This is a genomic window from Thermus tenuipuniceus (assembly GCF_002964845.1).
Taxonomy (GTDB): domain Bacteria; phylum Deinococcota; class Deinococci; order Deinococcales; family Thermaceae; genus Thermus; species Thermus tenuipuniceus.
This window is the reverse complement of sequence record NZ_PRDA01000039.1, coordinates 1-17,815: the sequence shown is the minus strand read 5'-3', so window position 1 is coordinate 17,815 and position 17,815 is coordinate 1. Positions and strand designations below refer to the sequence as shown.

At 65.6% G+C, this 17,815-nt stretch carries 22 protein-coding genes and 1 pseudogene; 5 read left to right on the top strand and 18 right to left on the bottom strand.

What is annotated here, in order from left to right:
- The first annotated feature begins 31 nt into the window (after nucleotides 1–31).
- Together ftsE and hpf are read left to right on the top strand one after the other, a co-directional pair.
- Nucleotides 32–760, top strand: a complete 729-nt coding sequence (gene ftsE / locus C2847_RS10205; RefSeq protein ID WP_105318246.1) for a cell division ATP-binding protein FtsE — start codon at nucleotides 32–34, stop codon at nucleotides 758–760.
- Nucleotides 757–1,317, top strand: coding sequence for a ribosome hibernation-promoting factor, HPF/YfiA family (hpf, locus tag C2847_RS10200; protein ID WP_105318245.1), 561 nt, complete (start codon nucleotides 757–759; stop codon nucleotides 1,315–1,317). The genes ftsE and hpf overlap by 4 nt, the downstream gene beginning before the upstream one ends.
- Nucleotides 1,318–1,329: 12 nt before the next feature.
- On the opposite strand, the gene C2847_RS10195 is transcribed toward hpf, so the two are convergent.
- Together C2847_RS10195 and C2847_RS10190 are read right to left on the bottom strand one after the other, a co-directional pair.
- Nucleotides 1,330–2,622, bottom strand: coding sequence for a murein hydrolase activator EnvC family protein (locus C2847_RS10195; protein WP_105318244.1), 1,293 nt, complete (start codon nucleotides 2,620–2,622; stop codon nucleotides 1,330–1,332).
- A 1-nt stretch (nucleotide 2,623) separates the two neighbouring features.
- Nucleotides 2,624–3,478: a cell division protein FtsX gene (locus C2847_RS10190; RefSeq protein WP_105318243.1), complete on the bottom strand. Its 855-nt coding sequence runs from the start codon at nucleotides 3,476–3,478 to the stop codon at nucleotides 2,624–2,626.
- Between the two features lie 127 nt (nucleotides 3,479–3,605).
- Here C2847_RS10190 and C2847_RS10185 point away from each other — a divergent pair, with 127 nt between their 5' ends.
- Nucleotides 3,606–3,890: a hypothetical protein gene (locus tag C2847_RS10185; protein ID WP_105318242.1), complete on the top strand. Its 285-nt coding sequence runs from the start codon at nucleotides 3,606–3,608 to the stop codon at nucleotides 3,888–3,890.
- On the opposite strand, the gene C2847_RS10180 is transcribed toward C2847_RS10185, so the two are convergent.
- The 6 genes from C2847_RS10180 to C2847_RS10155 are packed head-to-tail and all read right to left on the bottom strand — an operon-like array spanning nucleotide 3,887 to nucleotide 9,780.
- Nucleotides 3,887–4,819, bottom strand: coding sequence for a vWA domain-containing protein (locus tag C2847_RS10180; protein ID WP_105318271.1), 933 nt, complete (start codon nucleotides 4,817–4,819; stop codon nucleotides 3,887–3,889). The two genes, C2847_RS10185 and C2847_RS10180, sit on opposite strands and share 4 nt — an antisense overlap.
- Entirely contained in the window at nucleotides 4,816–5,736 is a 921-nt protein-coding gene (locus C2847_RS10175) for a vWA domain-containing protein (protein ID WP_105318241.1), read from the bottom strand. The genes C2847_RS10180 and C2847_RS10175 overlap by 4 nt, the downstream gene beginning before the upstream one ends.
- Nucleotides 5,703–6,572, bottom strand: a complete 870-nt coding sequence (locus C2847_RS10170) for a DUF58 domain-containing protein (protein WP_105318240.1) — start codon at nucleotides 6,570–6,572, stop codon at nucleotides 5,703–5,705. Before C2847_RS10170 ends, C2847_RS10175 begins: the two co-directional genes overlap by 34 nt.
- Nucleotides 6,532–7,569, bottom strand: coding sequence for an AAA family ATPase (locus tag C2847_RS10165; RefSeq protein WP_105318239.1), 1,038 nt, complete (start codon nucleotides 7,567–7,569; stop codon nucleotides 6,532–6,534). Before C2847_RS10165 ends, C2847_RS10170 begins: the two co-directional genes overlap by 41 nt.
- A 58-nt stretch (nucleotides 7,570–7,627) precedes the next feature.
- Nucleotides 7,628–8,722 (bottom strand): zinc-dependent alcohol dehydrogenase, encoded by a 1,095-nt coding sequence (locus C2847_RS10160; RefSeq protein WP_105318238.1) that lies wholly within the window; start codon nucleotides 8,720–8,722, stop codon nucleotides 7,628–7,630.
- Nucleotides 8,719–9,780 carry a class II aldolase/adducin family protein gene (locus tag C2847_RS10155; protein WP_105318237.1) on the bottom strand — a complete coding sequence of 354 codons (1,062 nt, stop codon included), beginning with the start codon at nucleotides 9,778–9,780 and terminating at the stop codon, nucleotides 8,719–8,721. Before C2847_RS10155 ends, C2847_RS10160 begins: the two co-directional genes overlap by 4 nt.
- Nucleotides 9,781–9,824: 44 nt before the next feature.
- On the opposite strand from C2847_RS10155, the gene C2847_RS10150 reads away from it, so the two are divergent.
- A complete protein-coding gene (locus C2847_RS10150; protein ID WP_105318236.1) occupies nucleotides 9,825–10,799 on the top strand; it encodes a P1 family peptidase in 975 nt (324 codons plus the stop codon).
- Here C2847_RS10150 and C2847_RS10145 read toward each other — a convergent pair whose 3' ends face one another.
- From C2847_RS10145 to C2847_RS10120, 6 genes are read right to left on the bottom strand one after another with little or no spacing between them, the layout of a single operon-like run.
- Nucleotides 10,800–11,822, bottom strand: coding sequence for a S1C family serine protease (locus C2847_RS10145; protein ID WP_105318235.1), 1,023 nt, complete (start codon nucleotides 11,820–11,822; stop codon nucleotides 10,800–10,802).
- Between the two features lie 55 nt (nucleotides 11,823–11,877).
- Nucleotides 11,878–12,975, bottom strand: a complete 1,098-nt coding sequence (locus C2847_RS10140) for a YwiC-like family protein (RefSeq protein WP_105318234.1) — start codon at nucleotides 12,973–12,975, stop codon at nucleotides 11,878–11,880.
- A gap of 31 nt (nucleotides 12,976–13,006) precedes the next feature.
- A complete protein-coding gene (locus C2847_RS12705) occupies nucleotides 13,007–13,276 on the bottom strand; it encodes a hypothetical protein (protein ID WP_244187434.1) in 270 nt (89 codons plus the stop codon).
- A gap of 46 nt (nucleotides 13,277–13,322) precedes the next feature.
- On the bottom strand, nucleotides 13,323–13,763 hold the full coding sequence (locus C2847_RS10130) for an RrF2 family transcriptional regulator (protein WP_105318233.1): 441 nt from the start codon (nucleotides 13,761–13,763) through the stop codon (nucleotides 13,323–13,325).
- The gene (locus C2847_RS13100) at nucleotides 13,681–13,902 is read right to left on the bottom strand and encodes a DUF488 family protein, N3 subclade (protein ID WP_105318232.1); all 222 of its coding nucleotides are present in this window, start codon (nucleotides 13,900–13,902) and stop codon (nucleotides 13,681–13,683) included. The genes C2847_RS10130 and C2847_RS13100 overlap by 83 nt, the downstream gene beginning before the upstream one ends.
- Complete coding sequence (locus C2847_RS10120; RefSeq protein WP_105318231.1) at nucleotides 13,883–14,278, bottom strand: hypothetical protein; 396 nt, start codon at nucleotides 14,276–14,278, stop codon at nucleotides 13,883–13,885. The genes C2847_RS13100 and C2847_RS10120 overlap by 20 nt, the downstream gene beginning before the upstream one ends.
- A gap of 145 nt (nucleotides 14,279–14,423) precedes the next feature.
- Between C2847_RS10120 and C2847_RS10115 the strand changes: the two genes are divergently transcribed.
- The gene (locus C2847_RS10115; protein ID WP_105318230.1) at nucleotides 14,424–14,690 is read left to right on the top strand and encodes an indolepyruvate ferredoxin oxidoreductase subunit alpha; all 267 of its coding nucleotides are present in this window, start codon (nucleotides 14,424–14,426) and stop codon (nucleotides 14,688–14,690) included.
- 11 nt (nucleotides 14,691–14,701) lie between these two features.
- Here the strand turns inward: C2847_RS10115 and C2847_RS12185 are convergent, their stop codons facing one another.
- The 4 genes and pseudogenes from C2847_RS12185 to C2847_RS10100 all read right to left on the bottom strand — a co-directional run.
- Nucleotides 14,702–14,947 (bottom strand): hypothetical protein, encoded by a 246-nt coding sequence (locus C2847_RS12185; RefSeq protein WP_208619951.1) that lies wholly within the window; start codon nucleotides 14,945–14,947, stop codon nucleotides 14,702–14,704.
- Nucleotides 14,944–16,971, bottom strand: coding sequence for a ferrous iron transport protein B (feoB, locus tag C2847_RS10110; protein WP_279627889.1), 2,028 nt, complete (start codon nucleotides 16,969–16,971; stop codon nucleotides 14,944–14,946). Before feoB ends, C2847_RS12185 begins: the two co-directional genes overlap by 4 nt.
- 28 nt (nucleotides 16,972–16,999) lie before the next feature.
- Nucleotides 17,000–17,260, bottom strand: coding sequence for a FeoA family protein (locus tag C2847_RS12870; RefSeq protein ID WP_105318228.1), 261 nt, complete (start codon nucleotides 17,258–17,260; stop codon nucleotides 17,000–17,002).
- Nucleotides 17,261–17,350: 90 nt separating this feature from the next.
- Nucleotides 17,351–17,689, bottom strand: a pseudogene (locus C2847_RS10100) (Crp/Fnr family transcriptional regulator); the annotation flags it as partial.
- Nucleotides 17,690–17,815: the final 126 nt, after the last annotated feature.

Below are 17,815 nucleotides of genomic sequence, written 5' to 3'. Positions count from 1 at the left end.
AAGTCTGGCCTGCCTTCCGTATAGTAGGAGCATGATCGCCTTCCACCGGGTGGGCCTGGAGTACCCCCGCACGGGGACCAAGGCGCTTTACAACGTGAGCCTCGAGGTGAAGAAGGGGGAGTTCGTCTATGTGGTGGGCCACTCCGGAGCCGGGAAGTCCACCTTGCTCGCCCTTATCCTCCGCCGCCTTCTTCCCACCCAGGGGGCGGTGTACTTTGCTGGGCAGAACCTCAATCTCCTCAGGGGGAACCAGGTGGCCCTTCACCGCCGCCGCATCGGCATGGTCTTCCAGGACCACCGCCTCCTTTCCGATATGACGGTGGAGGAGAACCTGGCCTTTGTGCTTAGGGTGCAAGGGATTCCTTCCGGGGAGTGGGGAGAGCGGATTGCCACCGCCCTGCGCCGGGTGGGGCTCGTTCACAAGAAAAGGGCCTTTCCCGAGGAGCTTTCCGTGGGGGAGGCCCAGCGGGTGGCCATAGCCCGGGCCTTGCTTCTGGACCCCCCCGTGATCCTGGCGGACGAGCCCACGGGGAACCTGGACCTGGATAACGCCCTTCAGGTGTTGGATATTCTCAAGGCTGCTCACCAGCGGGGGGCCACGGTGGTGGTGGCCACCCACAGCCGGGAGCTTCTGGAGGCCTATCCGGCGCGGGTGGTGGTCCTGAAGGCCGGGCAGGTGGTGCGGGACGAACGTCCTGGGGAAGGTGGTAGCATAAGGGTAAGGGAAAGCCCTGACCGGGGCGGAAAGGAGGGCGCATGAACGTCTACAAACTCATCGGTCGCAACCTGGAGATCACCGACGCCATCCGGGACTACGTGGAGCGGAAGCTCTCCCGCCTGGACCGCTACCAAAACGGGGAGCTCATGGCCAAGGTGGTTCTCTCCCTGGCGGGTAGTAATCACGTGGCCCGCAAGGCCAAGGCCGAGGTGCAGGTGGACCTCCCCGGGGGGCTCGTCAGGGTGGAGGAGGAGGATCCCGACCTTTACGCGGCCATCGACCGCATGGTGGATCGCCTGGAAACCCAGCTCAAGCGCTTCAAGGAGCGCCGTTTTATCGGTAAGCGCCACTCGTACCAGGGGCCTCCGCCCCCCGAGGTGCAGGACCTCGAGGCCCTGCGTAAGCCCGAGGAAGAGGAGGGGCCCAAAATCGTCCGGGTCAAGCGCTTCGAGATGAAGCCCATGGACCCCGAGGAGGCCGTTTTCCAGATGGAGGCTTTGGGCCACGACTTCTTCGTGTTCCGCAACGCCAAGACCGACGAGATCAACGTCATCTACCGCCGTAAGGACGGCAACTACGGGCTTATCGAGCCCGCATAGCCTTCAAGGCCCTTAGTAGTAGGCGGAGGGATCCACGAAGCGGGTCTCTCCGTCTATGCGTACTGCCACCCTGAACTCCAGCTCCTCCGGGCGGATGAGAAGGCCTCCTCCCGTGTAGCCGAGGAGCTGGCCTCGCTCTACCCTTTGCCCTTCCTGCACCAGGGGTTCTTGCAGGTTGGTGTAGACGGTGGAGAGGGTTTCCGTGTGCACCAGCATCACCGTGTAGCCCAGGTTGGGCAGGTAGAGGATTCCGGCCACGTACCCTTCCGCGGCTGCCTGCACGGGGCTTCCCGGGGCTGGGCCCTGGATGACCTGGAAAGGCCCTTCCTGCCCGTAAGCCACCAGGATCCTGCCCCCGGGGACGGGGAAGGCCAACCGGCCCACGGTGGCGGGTAAGGGGGGAGGGGGCACCACCACACTGGCTTCCCGGGGCGCTGGCTGGGCCGCGGCCTGGCGGCGCTCGGCTTCCCGCCTACGCCGTTCCTCCTCCTGCCTTCTCCGCTCCTCCTCCTGGCGCTTGAGCTCCAGGAGGCGTTGCCTCTCCGCCAGGACCCGGGCCTGGAGCTGGGCCAGCTCCGCCTGCAGGCGTTGCCTTTCCTGTAGAGCCTCCCGCAGGAGGGCTCGTTTGCCCTGGGCTTCCCGCTCCAGGCTGGAGAGGGTAGCCTCCAGCTCCTTCTTCTGCCCCTCGAGGGTCCTTTGGGTTTCCCCGAGAGCCTTTTCCTTGGCGGTGAGGTCGGCGAGGAGAAGGCCTAAGCGCTCCCGTTCTTCCCTTAGGGCCTTCAGGGTGGCCTGAAGGGCATGGACCAGGTCCGCATCCCGCTTTGAGATGTACCCCACCCAGCGGGCCCGGACCGCCAGGTCGGTGAAGGACTGGGCCCTGAGGAGGGGTAGGTAGCGGCCCGCCTTTTCCCGGTGTAGGCTTCGCATCAGGGCCTGGAGCCGTTCCTTGAGGTTTTCCAGGTCCTTTTCCAGTTGGGTGATGCGCCCTTCCGTCTGGCGTATCTCCTCTTTCAGCTGGGCGATCTGCCGGCTTAAGGCGGCGCGCTCCCTCTCCAATCGGGTGATTTCTCCTTCCAGGCGGGCCTTCTCCTTAAGCAGGTTCTCCACCCGGGTGGAGAGGCGGGAAAGCTCCTGGTTTAGGATCTGGATCCGCCTTTGGCTTCGCTCCTCGAGGGCCTTGGCCCGGTCCAGCTGGCCTTCCAGGTTGCGCACGGTGCGCTCCTGGACGGGCACGTTCTGACCCAAGGCCCAGGGGAGAAGGCCCTGGCACAAAAGCAAGGGGAGGAGAAGCCAGCTAGGGCGCATCCTAGACTTCCCTCAGATAGGCCCGGGTGGCCATGAAGGCTCCCCCGGCCCCTAGAACCACTGCCAGGGCCAGGACCGTGAGACCCGTCTGCCAGAGGTCCTTGACCCCCAGCACGGGGAGGAAGGGAAGGAGCCCCTGGAGGGCCTGCGCTAGGCCCCGGTAGAGGAGGCTACCGAAGACCACTGCCAGAAGGCTTGCTCCCAGGGTGAGCAGGATCCCTTCCACCACGAAGGGAGCCTGAATAAAGCGCCGGGTGGCCCCCACCAGGAGCATGATGCCCAGGGCTTCCTTGCGGCTTTCCAAGGATAGCCGAATGGAGCCCATGACGCTGAAGAAGGTGTTGAGGAGAAGGAGCCCCACCAGGACCCCCATGGCCAGCCGGCTTCCGGATAGCACCTGGACCAGCCTTTCCGTAAGCTCCCCCCCATACTCTACCCCTTCTACCCCCGGAAGCCTCCGTAGCCTTTCCGCCACCTTGCGCACCGCCTCCGGATCCTTAAGCTTCAGGCGCAGGGTGTCGGGCAAGGGATTTTCCACCAGGTCCTTGGCCTCGGCCAGGTAGGGGTAGTCCAGGACCAGCTGGGCCAGAGCCTCCTCCTTGCTTTGGAGCCGCACCTCGCCCACTTCCGGCCAGCCTTGGATCTCGGTGAGGAGGGCTTCCACGTTGGCTTCCTTTTGCAGGAAAGCCGCCACTTCCAGTTCCCGCTCCAGGGTATGCACCACCCGCTCCAGGTTCCAAAGGACAAGGCCCAGGAAGTAAAGCAGGGCAAAGGATACGAGGGCGGTGAAGAAGGTGGCGAGGCTGGCCGTGGGGTGGCGGAGGATCTGCCGCAGGCCCTCGTGCAGGGCGTACATGCCTTACATCTTACGCTCCTGGCTTGAGAAAAGGCTTGGGAGGGGATCAAGAAGGGGTTGGCGGGCGTATGGCTTGAAAAGTGCTCCCCGACCTGCCCTTCTTGCCCGGGCTGCTACCCTAAGAGGTATGAGGCCTTTTCTACTGGGTCTGGCCCTGGGAGGGCTTCTTGGGGTGGGTGTGGCCTGGATGGGGCGGCTACCCGGGAGCGGGTCCTTGCAGGGAGTCCCCGCCTCCTGGGTTTTGGGGTCCATACCCGTCCAGCAACTCCCTTCCCCAGGCGGGGAGGGATGCGAGCCCCAGGTTTACCTCTTCCTGAACGGGGAGTTTTTCCGCATGCTCCCGGTGCCTGGGGGTGAGCCCCAGGAGCTTTTCCCGGTGGAGCCCGTCCCTAACCCCTTTGGCGGGTCCTAGGCGGGGGAAAGGTAACGCCGTAAGGCCACCCCTAAGAGGGCCAAAAACCCTCCCAGGGCCCCCAGGAGCCCAGCGGCTTCCCCTGGCATGACCTCGAGGCGAACCGAGCGGGCGAGCATCCGGTAGAGGTCGGAAAGCTCCTTTTCCGAGGCCACCAGGTAATACCGCCCCCCGGTGAACCCCGCCAGGGACCAGAGGAGTTCCTCGTCCACCTCAAAGGCCCCTGGGAAAAAGCCGAAGGCGCTCACCGGATCCTCGGGGCCCGGGGTCCATCCCGGTACCCCCACCCCCACGGCGTAGATGCGCACCCCCATGCGGGAGGCTTCGGCCGCCGCCTCCAAGGGGTCTTTCCCCGTTCGGTTCCTGCCGTCGGTGAGGAGGAGGATCTCCCCTTCGCCCCCGGCCTCGCGGATGTTGCGCAGGGCTTCCAGGATTCCCTCCCCGATGGCCGTGGAGCGGCCGAACTCCAGGCTGTCTAGGCTCTCCCTTAGGAGCCTACGGTCGGTGGTGGGGGGGTGGATGGTCTGGGCGTAGCCGCTGAAGGCCACCAGCCCTATCCTCAGGGCCCTCGGCGCCTCGCGGAGGAAGACCCGGGCGGCTTCCTTGGCCGCCTCGAGGCGGCTTGGCTTCAGGTCTCCCGCCATCATGCTGCGGCTTACGTCCATGACCAGGATCACCACGTTCCGGCTCGCCTGGCCGGGGAGGGGCATCAGCGGTCTTGTGGCTGCCAAGACCAGGAGGCAAAGCCCAAGGAAAAAGAGGGCTGGGGGCAACCAGGGAAGGATGCCCCGGGACTCCCGGGCCGCCTGTTGCAGCAGGGGGACCAGGGGATGGGGCAGGCGGGCCTTGGGATGCCTTGGATAAAGGCCCAGGAGCAGGAAGGCCAAAAGGAGGAGAAGGCTTAAAGCCTCGGGGGCCTGCAGGCTCACGGCCACCTCCCTTCCCGGGCCAGGTTCAGGTAAGCGCCAAAGGAAAGGGATAAGAGCCCGGCCACCACCAGGGCCTGGGTAAGGTCTAGGGTCTGGGTCCGCCACACCCGGTAGGGGCGGAGGGTTCGGTAGAGGGGTTGGAAATCCTCGCCGAGCACCTGGCCCCCGGTAGCCTGGGCCAGGCGCAGGAGGCTTGTGGGGTTGGTGGGCACGAAGTAAAGTCCCTCCCCGATGCGACTCACCGCCCCCCTGGGGTCGCCCAAGGGACGCACGAAGACGGGGAGGCCTGCCCGGGAGAGCTCTCCTGCCACCTCGAGGGGATCCTGACCGGCGTTGGCGGCCCCGTCGGAGAAGAGGAGGAGGGCGGCAGGGGGTTTGGCCTGGGGCAGGTCCCGCTCGGGGCCTTCTGGACGCAGGACCCGTTTGGCCTGGAGGAGGCCCTGGCCCAAGGGGGTCGTCCCCCCGGGTTTGAGGCCTTGCAGGGCCTTGAGGAGGGCCTGGCGGTCCCGGGTAGGGGAGAGGACCAGGACCGCCTGGGGTCCGAAGCTCACCAGCCCCACCTTGACCGAGGGATCCAGGCCGCGAAGGAAGCCTTGGGCCAGGGCCTTGGCCCGCTCCAGCCGGGTGGGGGTCTCGTCGTCCGCGGCCATGGAGTGGCTGGTGTCCACCACCAGCAGGGCCTGGGTGAGGTTCTCCCGCCAGGGAAGGCTGGCCTCGAGGCGGCCTGCCGCCAGGGGAAGGAAAAGAGGGGCCAGGAGGAAGGGAAGAGGTAGGGGCCTGGGCCCAGGGAGGAAGGCGGGGTCCAAGGCGGAGAGAAGCCGCCTCCGCCCGGCCCGCTCCAAAAGCCAGAGGAGAAGCCCTCCTGCGCCCAGGAGGAGAAGGCCTAGGAGGAAGCCCTCGGGGCTTTTGAAGGCCACCTGCGCCTCCTTTCCACGAAGCTGAGGAGGAGGGGAAGCAGGTCCATCTCCGTGGAGGCCACCAGGAGATCGGCACCCGCCTTGAGGATCTCCCCCATCCTGGCTACCCTGAGGGCCTCCGCCCGGAGGCGGTAGGCTTCCCGCACCCTTGGGTCCAGGGTGTTCACCTCCACCTGGGCCCCGGTTTCCGGGTCCACAAAGGAGAGCATCCCTGCCCGGGGCAGGGCCCGTTCCAAGGGGTCCTCCACCAAGACCCCCACCAGGTCGTGCCGGGCGGCCAGGCGGGCAAAGGGAGCGGAAAAGGGGTCCAGGAAGTCCGAGAAGACGAAGACCAGGCTCCGGCGCCTGGCCACCCTTTCCAGAAGCCCCAAGGCTTCCCCCAGGGGAAGCGGCTTCCCGCCCTTAAGGGCCTCCCGGGCCAGGAGGAGGGCCTGGGCTTTGCCCCCTTTGGGGGGCAGCAGGCCTGAGGGCAGGATAGCCCCCACGCGGTTCCCGTGACGGAGGGCGATATAGGCCACGCTCAGGGCCAGCTCCAGGGCCAGGGTGTACTTTTCCCGCCTCCTAGAGCCAAAGCGCATGGAGGGGCTTCCATCCAGGAGGAGCCACAGGGTGAGCTCCCGCTCCTCGCGAAAGCGCCGCACGTGGAGTTCCCCGGTTCGGGCGGTGGCGGGCCAGTCGATCCGCTCGGCCTCGTCCCCGGGGTTGTAGGGGCTGATCTCCGCCAGCTCCAGGCTTTTGCCGTAGAACACCCCCCGGTAGTCCCCGAAGAGGAGTCCGTCCAGGGGACGCACCACCTTAAGCTCCAGGCGGGCCAAGAGGGCTTCGGGCGTCTCCATAGGGGTCGTGAAGGGGCACGAAGGGTGGGGGAAGGCGGTTGAGGATGGCTTCCAGCACGTCCTCCACCCGCACGCCCTCCGCCAAAGCCTGGTAGGAGAGGATCACGCGGTGGCGGAGGGCGTCCAGGTACAGGTCCCGCACATCCTCCGGCAGGGTGTGGGCCCGCCCCCGGACCAGGGCTAAGGCCTTGGCCCCCTGAACCAGGGCCAAGGAGGCCCGGGGGCTTGCCCCGTAGGCCACGAAGGGCTTCAGGTCCTTAAGCCCCGCCCTTTCCAGATCCCGGGTGGCCTGGACCAGGGCCACGGCGTGCTCGGCCACCTTGGGGTGGACGTAGATGCGGTCGGCCAGGTGGGAGAGCTCCAATACCTCCTCCAGGGAAAGCACCTGGGCCACCTGGATCTCCTCCCCCGTGGTCATGCGCCCCACGATGAGGAGCTCCTCGTGGAAGGCAGGGTAGCCCACCACCACCTTGAGGAGGAAGCGGTCCAGCTGGGCTTCCGGCAGGGGATAGGTGCCCTCGCTTTCTATGGGGTTTTGCGTGGCCAGCACCAGGAAGGGCTTGGGTAGGGGGCAGGTTTCCTTGCCCAGGGTCACCTGGCGCTCCTGCATGGCCTCGAGGAGGGCCGACTGCACCTTGGCTGGGGCCCGGTTGATCTCGTCCGCCAGAAGGAGGTGGGCGAAGATGGGGCCGAGCTCGGTCTTGAACTCCCCCTCCTTGGGGTTGTAGATGCGGGTTCCCAGAAGATCGGCGGGCACCAGGTCGGGGGTGAACTGGATCCGCTTGAAGCTACCCCCCACCGCCTGGGCCAGGGTCTTCACCGCCAGGGTCTTGGCCAGGCCCGGCACCCCTTCGATGAGCAGGTGCCCCCGGGCGAGAAGGGCCACCAGCATCCTCTCCAGGAGGTGGTCCTGGCCCACGATGACCCGCTTGACTTCCTTCAGGAGGGCCCGAAGCCTTTCCCCTGCTGCCAAAAAGGGTTCTTCTTCCCAGGCCATGCCCACCCCCTAAGGGTTTCCCAGGAGTATAACCCCCCAGGCCAGGGGATACTCCCCTTCAGGACACATTTGGCCGGAATAGGGCCTTGCCCTTGGCGGAAAGGGCTTTTTGCCAGGCATCGAGGGGAAAGATGCCCCCGATGAGGCCCTCGAGGCCCACAAGCTCCGGGAGAAGGGCCACCGCCTGGGCGAACTCCTCCCGGGTGTAGGTGTAGCCTCCCAAAAGGCCCACCTCCTTGAACCAGAAGGGAGAGAGGTCGGCCCACTCCAGCCCCGGGGCCCCCAAGAGGAGGACCCGGCCTCCCTCCTGGGCCAGGGCGAGGGCTTGGCGGAAGCCCGAGCCGCTCCCCGAGGCCTCCACCACCGCCTCGTACCCACCCCGGTACCCCTCGAAGAGGAGGTAGCGGTAGCGCCGCGCCCGGGCCAGGAGGGCCTCCTTGGCGTTCGGGAAGATCTCGTCCGCCCCAAAGGCCTTAGCCTTTGCCGCCTGGTGGGGGTGCTTAGCCACCGCGTAGACCTTTCCCGAAAACCCCAAGGTTCGGAGAAGCCTCACGGAGAGGAGGCCGAGGGTGCCCATGCCCAGCACGAGGATCTCCCCGGGCCAAGGTCTGAGCTTTTTCAGCCCCCGAAGCACCACCGCCAGGGGCTCGGCTAGCACCCCTCTTTCCTCGGGTACGCCCCCGGGGATGGGGTAGAGCCTTTCGGGTCGGGCCAGGAGCCACTCCCCCCAGCCCCCGGGGAGGTCGCGGTTGTACCCCAGCATCCCTGGGGCCAGGTTCCCTTCGGCCACGTTCTGGCAAAGCCCCTCCTCTCCCCGCTGGCAGGCGGGGCAGGGGGGGAGGCCCCGGTCGGCGCAGGCCAGGAGGGGGTTCACCGCCACCAGGCTCCCCTCCACCTCCCCCAGGATCTCGTGGCCAAGGACGGCGGGGAAGGAAAAGAAGGGGCTGAGGGAAGGGGGGCTTTTCCCGTAGAGGAGGGCGAGGTCCGAGCCGCAGACCCCGCTTAGCCTCACCTTGACTTTTACGAAGCCCTGCCGCTCGGGGAGAGGTACCTGGGCGAGGGCTAGGGGCAGAAGGCCCTTGGGAAAGCGCTTGCTCAAGACCCGGGCCGCAAGGAAGCGGGGGAGGGAGGGGGTGTAGAGGAGGGCCTTCATGACATGGGGACGGTGCGGATGAGCCTGCCCTCGATCCTTTCCATGATCTCGTCCAGGCTACGCCCGGTGATGGTGAGGCCGTGGTTCTTGAGGCCCACCACCGCCCGCGTGGGGTCAGGAGCCTCCCGTACCTTTTCCGCCACCGCCTGGGCCAGCTCGTAGGTGCCGCAGGGGTAGTTGAAGGGGGTGGCGGGAACCCCTTCCATCCAGGCGTGCACGTGCAGAATGGCCCCCACCCCGGGGTGTTCCCGGTAGATCATCCAGTGCTCGATGGCGTCCACGCTGACCCGCCGGGGTTCCACGTGGGGGGGAACAGAGAGGAGGATGGCGTTTTCCTCAGGGTCGTAGTCCTTCACCATGAGGATGTCCCGGCCAATCTCCTTGAGGTTCGCCTTGTCCACCCCGCTGGCCGACATCCAGAAGCGCCGTTCGTCCTTGCGCACGGAGAGGTTGCCATATGAAAGCCCACCGATGCCATAGAGGCGCTTCACGTGGCGCAGGTCCTCGGGGGGAAGGATCTCCTCGATGGGGAAGGGGGCGGGAAGGAGGTCCCACTCCTTGAGTTTCTTCCCCGCCCGGTACATGCTTTCCGTGAGCGCATCCCCTTGCCAAAGCTCGGGCTCGAGGTCCGTGTGGAAGATATTGTTGATGACCAAGCGGCTACAGGCGATGGGCCTTAGGCGCGCGGCCACCCTTTCGTAAAACCCCTCCCCATTGGGCTCGTCGTAGTGCCCGAGCTCCAGGGTGAGGAACTTGACCCCCTGGTGGGGCACGTAGGCCAGGAGCACGTTGGAAAGAGCCCGGACCAGGTAGGGGTAGAGGGCTTGCAGGGGTTCTTGGGGGAACTCCGGGAGCTCCATCACCGAGGCCACGAAGGTGGCCTGGGCCCGCCGGCGGTAAGGGCGCGGGTTTTCCGGGGAGATGGCGTTCAGCACTAGGTTGGGAGCCTCGGCCTTAGGGTTATGGCGAAACCCCTGGGCTTCCAAAGCTTTCCCCAGTCCTTCCAGAAAAACCCGGACCTTAGGAGAAGGCTCACCGTGGATCAGGTACTCCCACATATGCCCTCCTTGCTCTGGTCCTTAGCCTACCCCATACTGGTCCTATGGCGGAAGCCTTAGCGGGTAGCCGGGCCCTTGTCCCCGGGCTAAGGGTGGGGCATTTCACCGACCTCGAGGCCCTCACCGGCTGCACCGTGGTCCTGGTGGAGGAGGGGTGGGTGGCAGCGGTGGACGTGCGGGGGGCGGCTCCCGGTACGCGGGAAACCGACCTCCTGTCCCCGGAGAACACCGTGGAGAAGGTGCAGTCCATCCTGCTTACCGGGGGAAGCGCCTTCGGCCTAAGGGCGGCGGATGGGGTCATGCGTTACTTGGCGGAAAGGGGAAAGGGCTTCCCCACCCCAGGGGGTGTGGTGCCCATCGTGCCCGCGGCGGTCCTCTACGACCTGGGCCGGGGGAGGATCCACCGTCCGCCCGGGGTGGAGGCGGGGTACCAGGCGGCCTTGGCCGCAGGGGAAAGGGTGGAGGAGGGTAGCGCGGGGGCGGGCACGGGGGCGGTGGCAGGGGGAGTCAAGGGCGGGGTGGGCCTGGCGGGGTACCTCCTGGAGGAAGGGTACCGGGTCATGGCCCTGGTGGCGGTGAACAGCCTAGGCCGGCCCTTTGACCCCAAGACGGGGAGGCTTTATGGGGAGGAGCTTTTGGCGGAGGAGGAAAGGGCCCTGCTGCCGGACCGCTCCCGCTACCAGGGGAGGCCTGAGGACTACCGCTACCCTTTCCTCCTCGGCCAGAACACCACCCTGGCGGTGGTGGCCACGGATGCGCCCCTGAGCAAGGCCCAGGCCAAGAGGCTTGCCATCATGGCCCAGGACGGGATTGCCCGGGCCATCCGTCCTGCCCATACGCCCCTGGATGGGGACCTGGTCTTTGCTTTGGCCCAAGGTGAGGGGAAGGGGGTGGACCCTTACACCCTTCTGCGCCTTGGGGCCTACGCCGCCGACGCCGTAACCCGGGCGATCCTTCGGTCGGTGCTCCTTTCGGAAAGCGCACCGGGGATCCCCGCTTACCGGGACCTCATGGACTGATCACCTTCCGGGAAAGGGGGCGAGCTCCGCCTCCACCTGGAGGACCTCCCCGCCCCGGCGCACGCTAAGGCGGATCCTGTCCCCCACTTGGTAGCGGCGTACCTCCCGCAGGAGGTCCTCAAAGGTGTTCACCGGGACCCCGTTTACCTCGAGGATCACATCCGGCACCCCCCCTGCCTCCAGGCCCCTTAGCCCTGCCCGGTGGGCGGCCCCGCCCGGGACCACCTCGCCCACCAGCACCCCACCCGGGGGCAGGCCCAGCTCCCGGGCCAGCTCGGGGGTTAAGCCCCTCGGACCCCTCAGGCCCAGGTAGGGCCAGTAGCTTCGCTTACCCCCTTCCATCTCCGCCAGGACCTGGCCCCGGCCCAGGAACGGGGTGAAGAAACTCCGGAAGCCCTCCTCCGTCTGGCCGATGGCCACCGCCACCCCCACCACCTTCCCCTCGAGGTCCAGCACAGGTCCTCCCGAGTCCCCGGGGGAAAGGGGGAGGCTGGTTTCCACCAGGCCCTGGGGAAGAAAAGGCGAGGGGTTCACGAAAAGCTGGGTGATGCGCCCATACCGGGGGGCGATGAACTGGTTGCGCCCGTTGCCGATGTGCAAGACCGCTTCCCCCACCTGGGGGCGCCTTTGGGTTTCCAGGGAAAGGAGGGCGGGGGCGCGGGCCTCCGTGGCCAGGATCGCCAGGTCCATGGGCTCGGCGAAACCGAGAAGGGTGGCCGTGGCCCGCTTTTGGTTGGAGAGCACCAAAGTATAAGGCCCGCCCTCGGCCACCACGTGGTAGGCGGTAAGGACGAGGCCCTCCCGGTAAAAGAACCCCGTGCCCCGGCTTCCCTCCGGGCCATCTATGCGCAAGACGGCGGGATGGGCCCTGGTGTAGACCTCCTGCAGGCGTTCAGGAGGCGCCTGGGCCAGTTCCCAAGTTACGTTTTCTGGCCTACCCCAAAGCTGTACGGGCTGGCTCCACAGGGCGTAGAGGGCCCCCGCTAAGGGAAGAAGGAGGAGAATCCCCCAGGCTTTCCTCATGCTTCCATTTTCCCCGGTGGCGGGGGGAAGAGGGTGGTTCCGCCCACCATGGGCCTCAGTGCCAAAGAAGGAGGAATCCTAGGAGGAGGAAGCCAATCCCGGGCCAGGGATGGGGTTTTTTCAGGAGGATGTGGAGGAGGACCACCCCGATGAGGGCCAGGAGGGGGTGAGGGAGGGGCTTCCAGAGGAAGGCCAGGTAGAGGAGGCCCAAAAGGGTGTTCAGGTCGTAAAGCCCCAGGAGAAGGCGCACGGGCCTGTTTACCTCCTTCCGCAGGAGGAGGTAAAGCCCTGCCAGAAAGGCCAGTCCCACCAGGGTCCATCCCAGAAACCGGTGCAGAAGCGGCATCCCCAAAAGGGCGGTGGGGAGGCCCTGGAGGGTGTAGCCCAAGGCGGTGGCCAGGACCACCAAAAGGCCAAAGCCCATCTGCGTCCAGCCGATGATCCTGGCCTCCACCGGTGGTCTCAAGAGGGCGAGACTTCCATAAAAGGCCAGGAGGAGAAGGGCGAAGGTGGTGGTAAAGGGAAACAGCCCCTGGCTTTGGAGAAGCATGGCGAGGAGGGAAGAAGTCCAAAGGGCCAGGTGGGCGGGGTAATGCTTGGGGTTTCTTCCCCGGGCCCTGAGTACCTGGGTGCGGGCATAGTACAGGGCGGCGATGTCCCTGATGGCCAAGGCGAGAAAGCTTCCCAAAGCGATCCCTGGCTCCAGGCCTCCTGCCAAAACCCCCGCAGGGGCCAAGGAAGCCATGGCCAAGGCGGCGGCGATCTCGGGGAAAAGGTCCCGGGAACGGTTTGAGGTATCCGCCCAGAGCATGTAGACCCCCAAGGGCACCGCCAAAAGAAGGGGGAGGAGGAAGGGGCCTTTGGCGGTCAAGGCGGCAAGGAGAAGGCCCAAAAGGGCCAGGGCCAAATAGGCCCCGCCCACCTTTAAGGCCAGCTCGGTGCGGGGATAGCGTTTGCCCTTCCTTAGGTCCTGGTAGACCAGCTTCAAGGGGTGCCGGGCCAGGAACCCAAAGAGGCCCAAGAGGGCAAGCCCCAGGGTGTGGGGTCCTGGGGAGAGGAATAAGCCTAGGAGGATGGGTTCTAGGGTGAATCCCCAGCCCCCGTGCTCCGTGGGGAGGGCCACAGATTTAAGGGGAACGCTTGTCGCACGCATACCATTTTCTGAAGTGAGGTCCAAAGGTTCCTTAGCCCCAAAGCACCTCCAGCATGAGGAGGACGAAGAAGTTTCCCGCCAAAACGGAGAGGAGAGCGAAAAGCCCCCATACATATGGGAGTCCCAGGCCCCAGGCTCCACGCCACCGCCTTCGGTTCCTGGCCTTCAGCTTTGGCCGCCTCCCCCAGGGTTCCGCCCCGCCGCAACAGGTGTCCAGGCCTAGCCCATTGAGGAGCTCCACCGCCTTGGGGAAGCGCCTGAGGATCTCGTTGACCGTGGTGTTCAGGGTGATCCCCTCCATGCTCCTTAGCCTGGGGCCCCCAGGGGTTTCCCCGCCATGACCTCGGTCAAGCCTTCTGGGGCGCTTCGGGGAGGAGGTCCTTGAGGGTGAGGCTGGAAAAGGCCTTGCGGATCTCCTGGTTCATGCGCACCAGGTTGGGCTTGAGGTAGCAAAACCCCCGCCTTTCCTCCGTGGGGCAACGCCGCAGGGTGGCGCAGAGGTCCAGGGCCACGGGACCGGAGAGGCTTTCCATCACCTTGAGGAGGGAGATCTCCTCGGGGGGAAGTCTGAGCCACACCCCTCCGGCCCGGCCCATGCGGCTTTCCACCAGGCCGGCTTTAGCTAACCTGGAGAGTACCTTGGCCATGAAGGCAGCTGGGGCCTTGAGCTTCCTGGCGATCTCCGCCGTAGAAAGCTCCGGTTCTTCAGCCACGAGCAAGAGAGCGTGAAGGGCGTAGGGCTCTTCCCGCTTTACCGAAGAAGTGGCACAAGGCGTGGGAGGGCGCAAGTTCCTCGGCCCACCAATCCACCCGGGCCTTTTCCTTGAAAAGCCCCCAGGGCCAGAGGCGGTCCACCAGCACCCGCACCCCGTCGTCTGGTGAGGCTGGCTCGTAGACCCGCTTTACTTTAGAGCCATTCCGCCTCAGGGAGGACGCACTCCGGGCACTGGGCCCCTACGAAGCGCACCCAGTCCAGGATCTCCTCTGCGTCTTCCACCGTCCCCAGGTGGTAGACCTCCAGGAAGGGTTCGGCCACCAACGTGCCCTTTTCCGGGATAACGGAAACCAGGTCCCCTTCCCGATCCAAGAGAAGGGGCAAAGGGCTTTCCTGGGCTTTTGGGGCAAGGAGGAAGGCCTGGGCCTCGAGGGCAGCGAGCTCTTCCTGGCGGAGGGCCAAGGCCTGGGCCATCCCGGGGTTGCGTAGGAGAACCAGCGTCTTCCCCTTAAGGTCGGGCAGGTACACCCTTTGCCCTCCAGGGGTGTGGAGGGTATAGGGGGGAAGGGGCTTTCTCAAAGCTACCATGCTTCATTTTCGTCTTTTTGGCTGCCCCCTAAGTGTGAGCTTGTTCCTAGGAGGCTTGGGGCGCCAATTCCAGGCCTCAAAGCCCCTTGACCCGGGTCATGGACGGGCCGAAAGCCAGGGAGCAGGCTAGGCCTTGGAGGTAGCTATGCCCCACGTGATCTGCGAGCCCTGCATCGGCGTCAAAGACCGGTCCTGCCAGGAGGTCTGCCCCGTGGAGTGCATCTACGACGCCGGAGAGCAGCTTTACATCCATCCCGACGAGTGCATTGACTGCGGGGCCTGTGTGCCCGCCTGCCCGGTGAACGCCATCTTCCCCGAGGAGGATGTTCCCGAGCCGTGGAGGGAGTACATAGAAAAGAATCGGCACTGGGCTAAAACCCTGCCTAACGTGCCCGTGCTGGAGCAAGGGTAGCGGGCTAAGAACTAGGGCGTGGGGCCTGGAGTGAGTTTTCCCAGGATTCGCATCCAGGGGGTTTCGTTGGGCCCGGGGCAGAGGTTGCGGAAGGCGCAGGCCCCGCAGGATGTAGTGCAGGGGAGAGATTGCACATAGCCCCTTCGCTCCAGTTGCTGAAGAAGAAGAAGGGTGGCCTCGAGGCTGAGCCCCAGCGCTCCAGCCAGCTCCCGGGGAGTCTTGGGGGACGTGAGGAGGTCCAGGACTTTGGCCATCATGGCAGTAACTGGCGGGCCAAAAAGGCCAGCATGTAGGCCACGGAAAACTGGTACACCACGGCGGCCAGGGCTACCCTTCCGCCAATCACCTGGCGGAGTGCGGCCACGGTGGCCACGCAAGGGGTGTAAAGGAGGACGAAGACCAGATAAGCCAAGGCCCCGGAGGGGGAAACCGCTTCTTTAAGGGCCACCTGAAGGGGAGTGGGCTCAGGGGCAAGGTTTAAGGAGAAGGGAAGAAAGAGCGACCCAAGGCCCTGAAGGGTACCGGTTAAGGCGGAAAGGAGGCTATCGAGAAGCGCTCTTACCCCTGCGAGAAAGCTCAGCGGATTAAGGCCCTCTGCCCCGAGGAGGCTCACCCCCAGGGTGCCCACCACCACTTCCTTAGCGATAAATCCCGGGATCAAGGCCCCCACCAGTCGCCAATCCTCGAGGCCCAAGGGATGAAAGAGAGGGGTGAGGGCCTGGGCCAAGAAGGCATAGGGACTTCCTCCCGGGAAGGGGAGGTGAAGCAAACCCCAAACGGTTAAAACCGCTATCAGGATGGGTCCCCCTGCCCCTTGAACGAAGCTCTGGGTCCGGGCCCAGGCCAGGCGCAGGAGAAGCCGCCAGGGGGGGAAGCGGTAGGGGGGAAGCTCCATGGTTCCCTCTCCTCGTTCAGCCCGCAGCACCTTGCCCAGAAGAAGAGCGGTGAGTAGGCCCGTGACCAACCCCAGGAGGTAGAGCCCTAAGACCACCAGGGGCGCTTGCTGGGGGAAGAAGACAAAGGCGAAAAGGGTGAAGACGGGAAGCCTGGCTCCACAGGCCATGAAGGGGATGGCCAAGGCGGTTCGGAGGCGGTCCAGGGGGTGTGAAAGGGTGCGGGTGGCGTATACGGCGGGCACATTGCAACCGAAACCCAGCACCAGGGGAACGAAGGCCTTGCCCGGAAGCCCTGCCCACTGCATGGCCCGGTCGGCGACAAAGGCCATACGGGCCAGGAAGCCGGACAGCTCCAAGAAGGCCAGGGCCAGGTAGAGGAGGAAGAGCAGGGGAGCAAAGGCCAAGACCGTGCCCACCCCGGCCACCAACCCTTCCGCCAGGAAGGACCGGGCTAAAGGGGGTATGGGCAGGGCGACGACCCATCCTGCCAGGACCTCTTGGACCCTGCCGATCAGGTCCACCCAGGGGGTGGAAAGAGTGAAGGTGAAGCGGAAGGTAAGGAACAGGGCCAGGAGGAACAAGGGTAGCCCCAGGAGGGGGTGAAGAACCAGGCGGTCCAGCTTCTCGGTAAGGGGGGGCTTGCTTCCTATCCGATGGGCTACCCGGTGGTAAACCTCCTGGGCCGTGGCGTACCGGGCCTCGAGGGCCAGGAGGTAGGGATCCAGGCCGGTTTTCTCCAGGTGTGCTCGTTCTTCCTCGACGGCCTTCAGCGCTTCCTGGGATAGGGGAAGGTTTTCCTCCCCCATGAGGGCCAGCAGGGCCAAGGCCCGGTTGGGAATCCGAGGGGTAAGGCGGTCTATCGCCTTCTCCAGGGCCTCGGGGTATCGCACCTTAGGGCTTGGAACACGGGCCTCCTTAGCTTTGGCCAAGACCTCCGCCACCTGGCCCCGGCTGGCTACGGTGCCGGCCACAGGTGGGCCCAGGACCTCCTCCAGGGCCTCGAGGTTGATCTTCAGGCCCTTAGCCTCCGCTTCGTCCAGAAGATTAACCACCAGGACCATGGGCAACCCAAGCTCCATGAGCTCCAGGGTGAGGACCAGGCTCCTTTCCAGGTTGCCCGCGTCCAGGACGTTAAGGACCAGGTCTGGGGGGTTTTGCAGCAGCTCGCGGACCACCAGGGCCTCCTCGGGGGAGGTGGCGAGGAGGCTGTAGGTGCCGGGAAGGTCCACTAACTCCACCTGGGCTTGCTCCAGGTCCAGGCGGGCGGAAAGGCGCTCCAAGGTGGTCCCCGCCCAGTTGCCCACCGAGAGCTGGCTTCCTGCCAGGGCGTTTATCAGAGAGGACTTGCCAGTATTGGGCCCGCCCACCAGGGCCCAGCGTTCCAAGCGGGGGGAGAGGGTTTTCTGGCTGGCGTTATCTGAGTCGCACCGGGGGCAGCTCATGGGGTTCTGCGGCGATCAGGGTTTCCACCAGGATTCCCCTGGCTTCTGCCCGGCGTAAGAGCAGGTAGGTTTCCTCGGCCCGGACCTCGAGGGGATCTCCCAAAGGAGCCTTGAGGAGGATCTCCACCACGGCGCCAGGTCTTAGCCCCAAGGCGAGAAGCCGCTTCTTTTCCGGGGGGACCTGGAGGATGCGGGCCCGGTGACCAGGTGGGAGCTGGGCTAGGGAAAGCATAACCGACCTCCTAGAGCCAGGCTAAACCAGGGCCGGGCTAATGTCAAGTATTCCGCTCGGATTTTTGCAATTTAGAAACGATAACTATTTTCATTTGAGTAAGTCCACCAGGGCCTGTGGGTTGGGGATCTCCACCCGCCGCCTCTTCAACTGGATCAGGCCCTGGCGGTAAAGCTGGCCCAGGTTGCGGGAAACGGCCTCGGGCACGGTGCCCAAAAGGGCGGCGAGCTCCGGGTTGGTGGGCAGGTGGAAGCCCTGCCCTTCCTGGGAAAGTTTCTCCAGGAGGAACTCGCAGAGCCTCTCCCGCACCTCGTGGAAGACCAGGCGGTCCAAAAGGTGGAGAAGCTGCCCCTGGCGGCGGGCCAGGTACCGGATCAAGGCCCGGGCTAAAGGCGGGCGGGCTTCCACCAGCTGGAAGAAGCGTTCCTTGGCTCAAAACTTGCACCTCCCGAATACCCTGCATAAACACCCCCTTCCCCCCGCAGGCGGAGGCCAAAGACCCAAAGCCCCCAGCTCGGCCATGAGGACCCGCAAGACCACCTCCGGCAGAAGCAG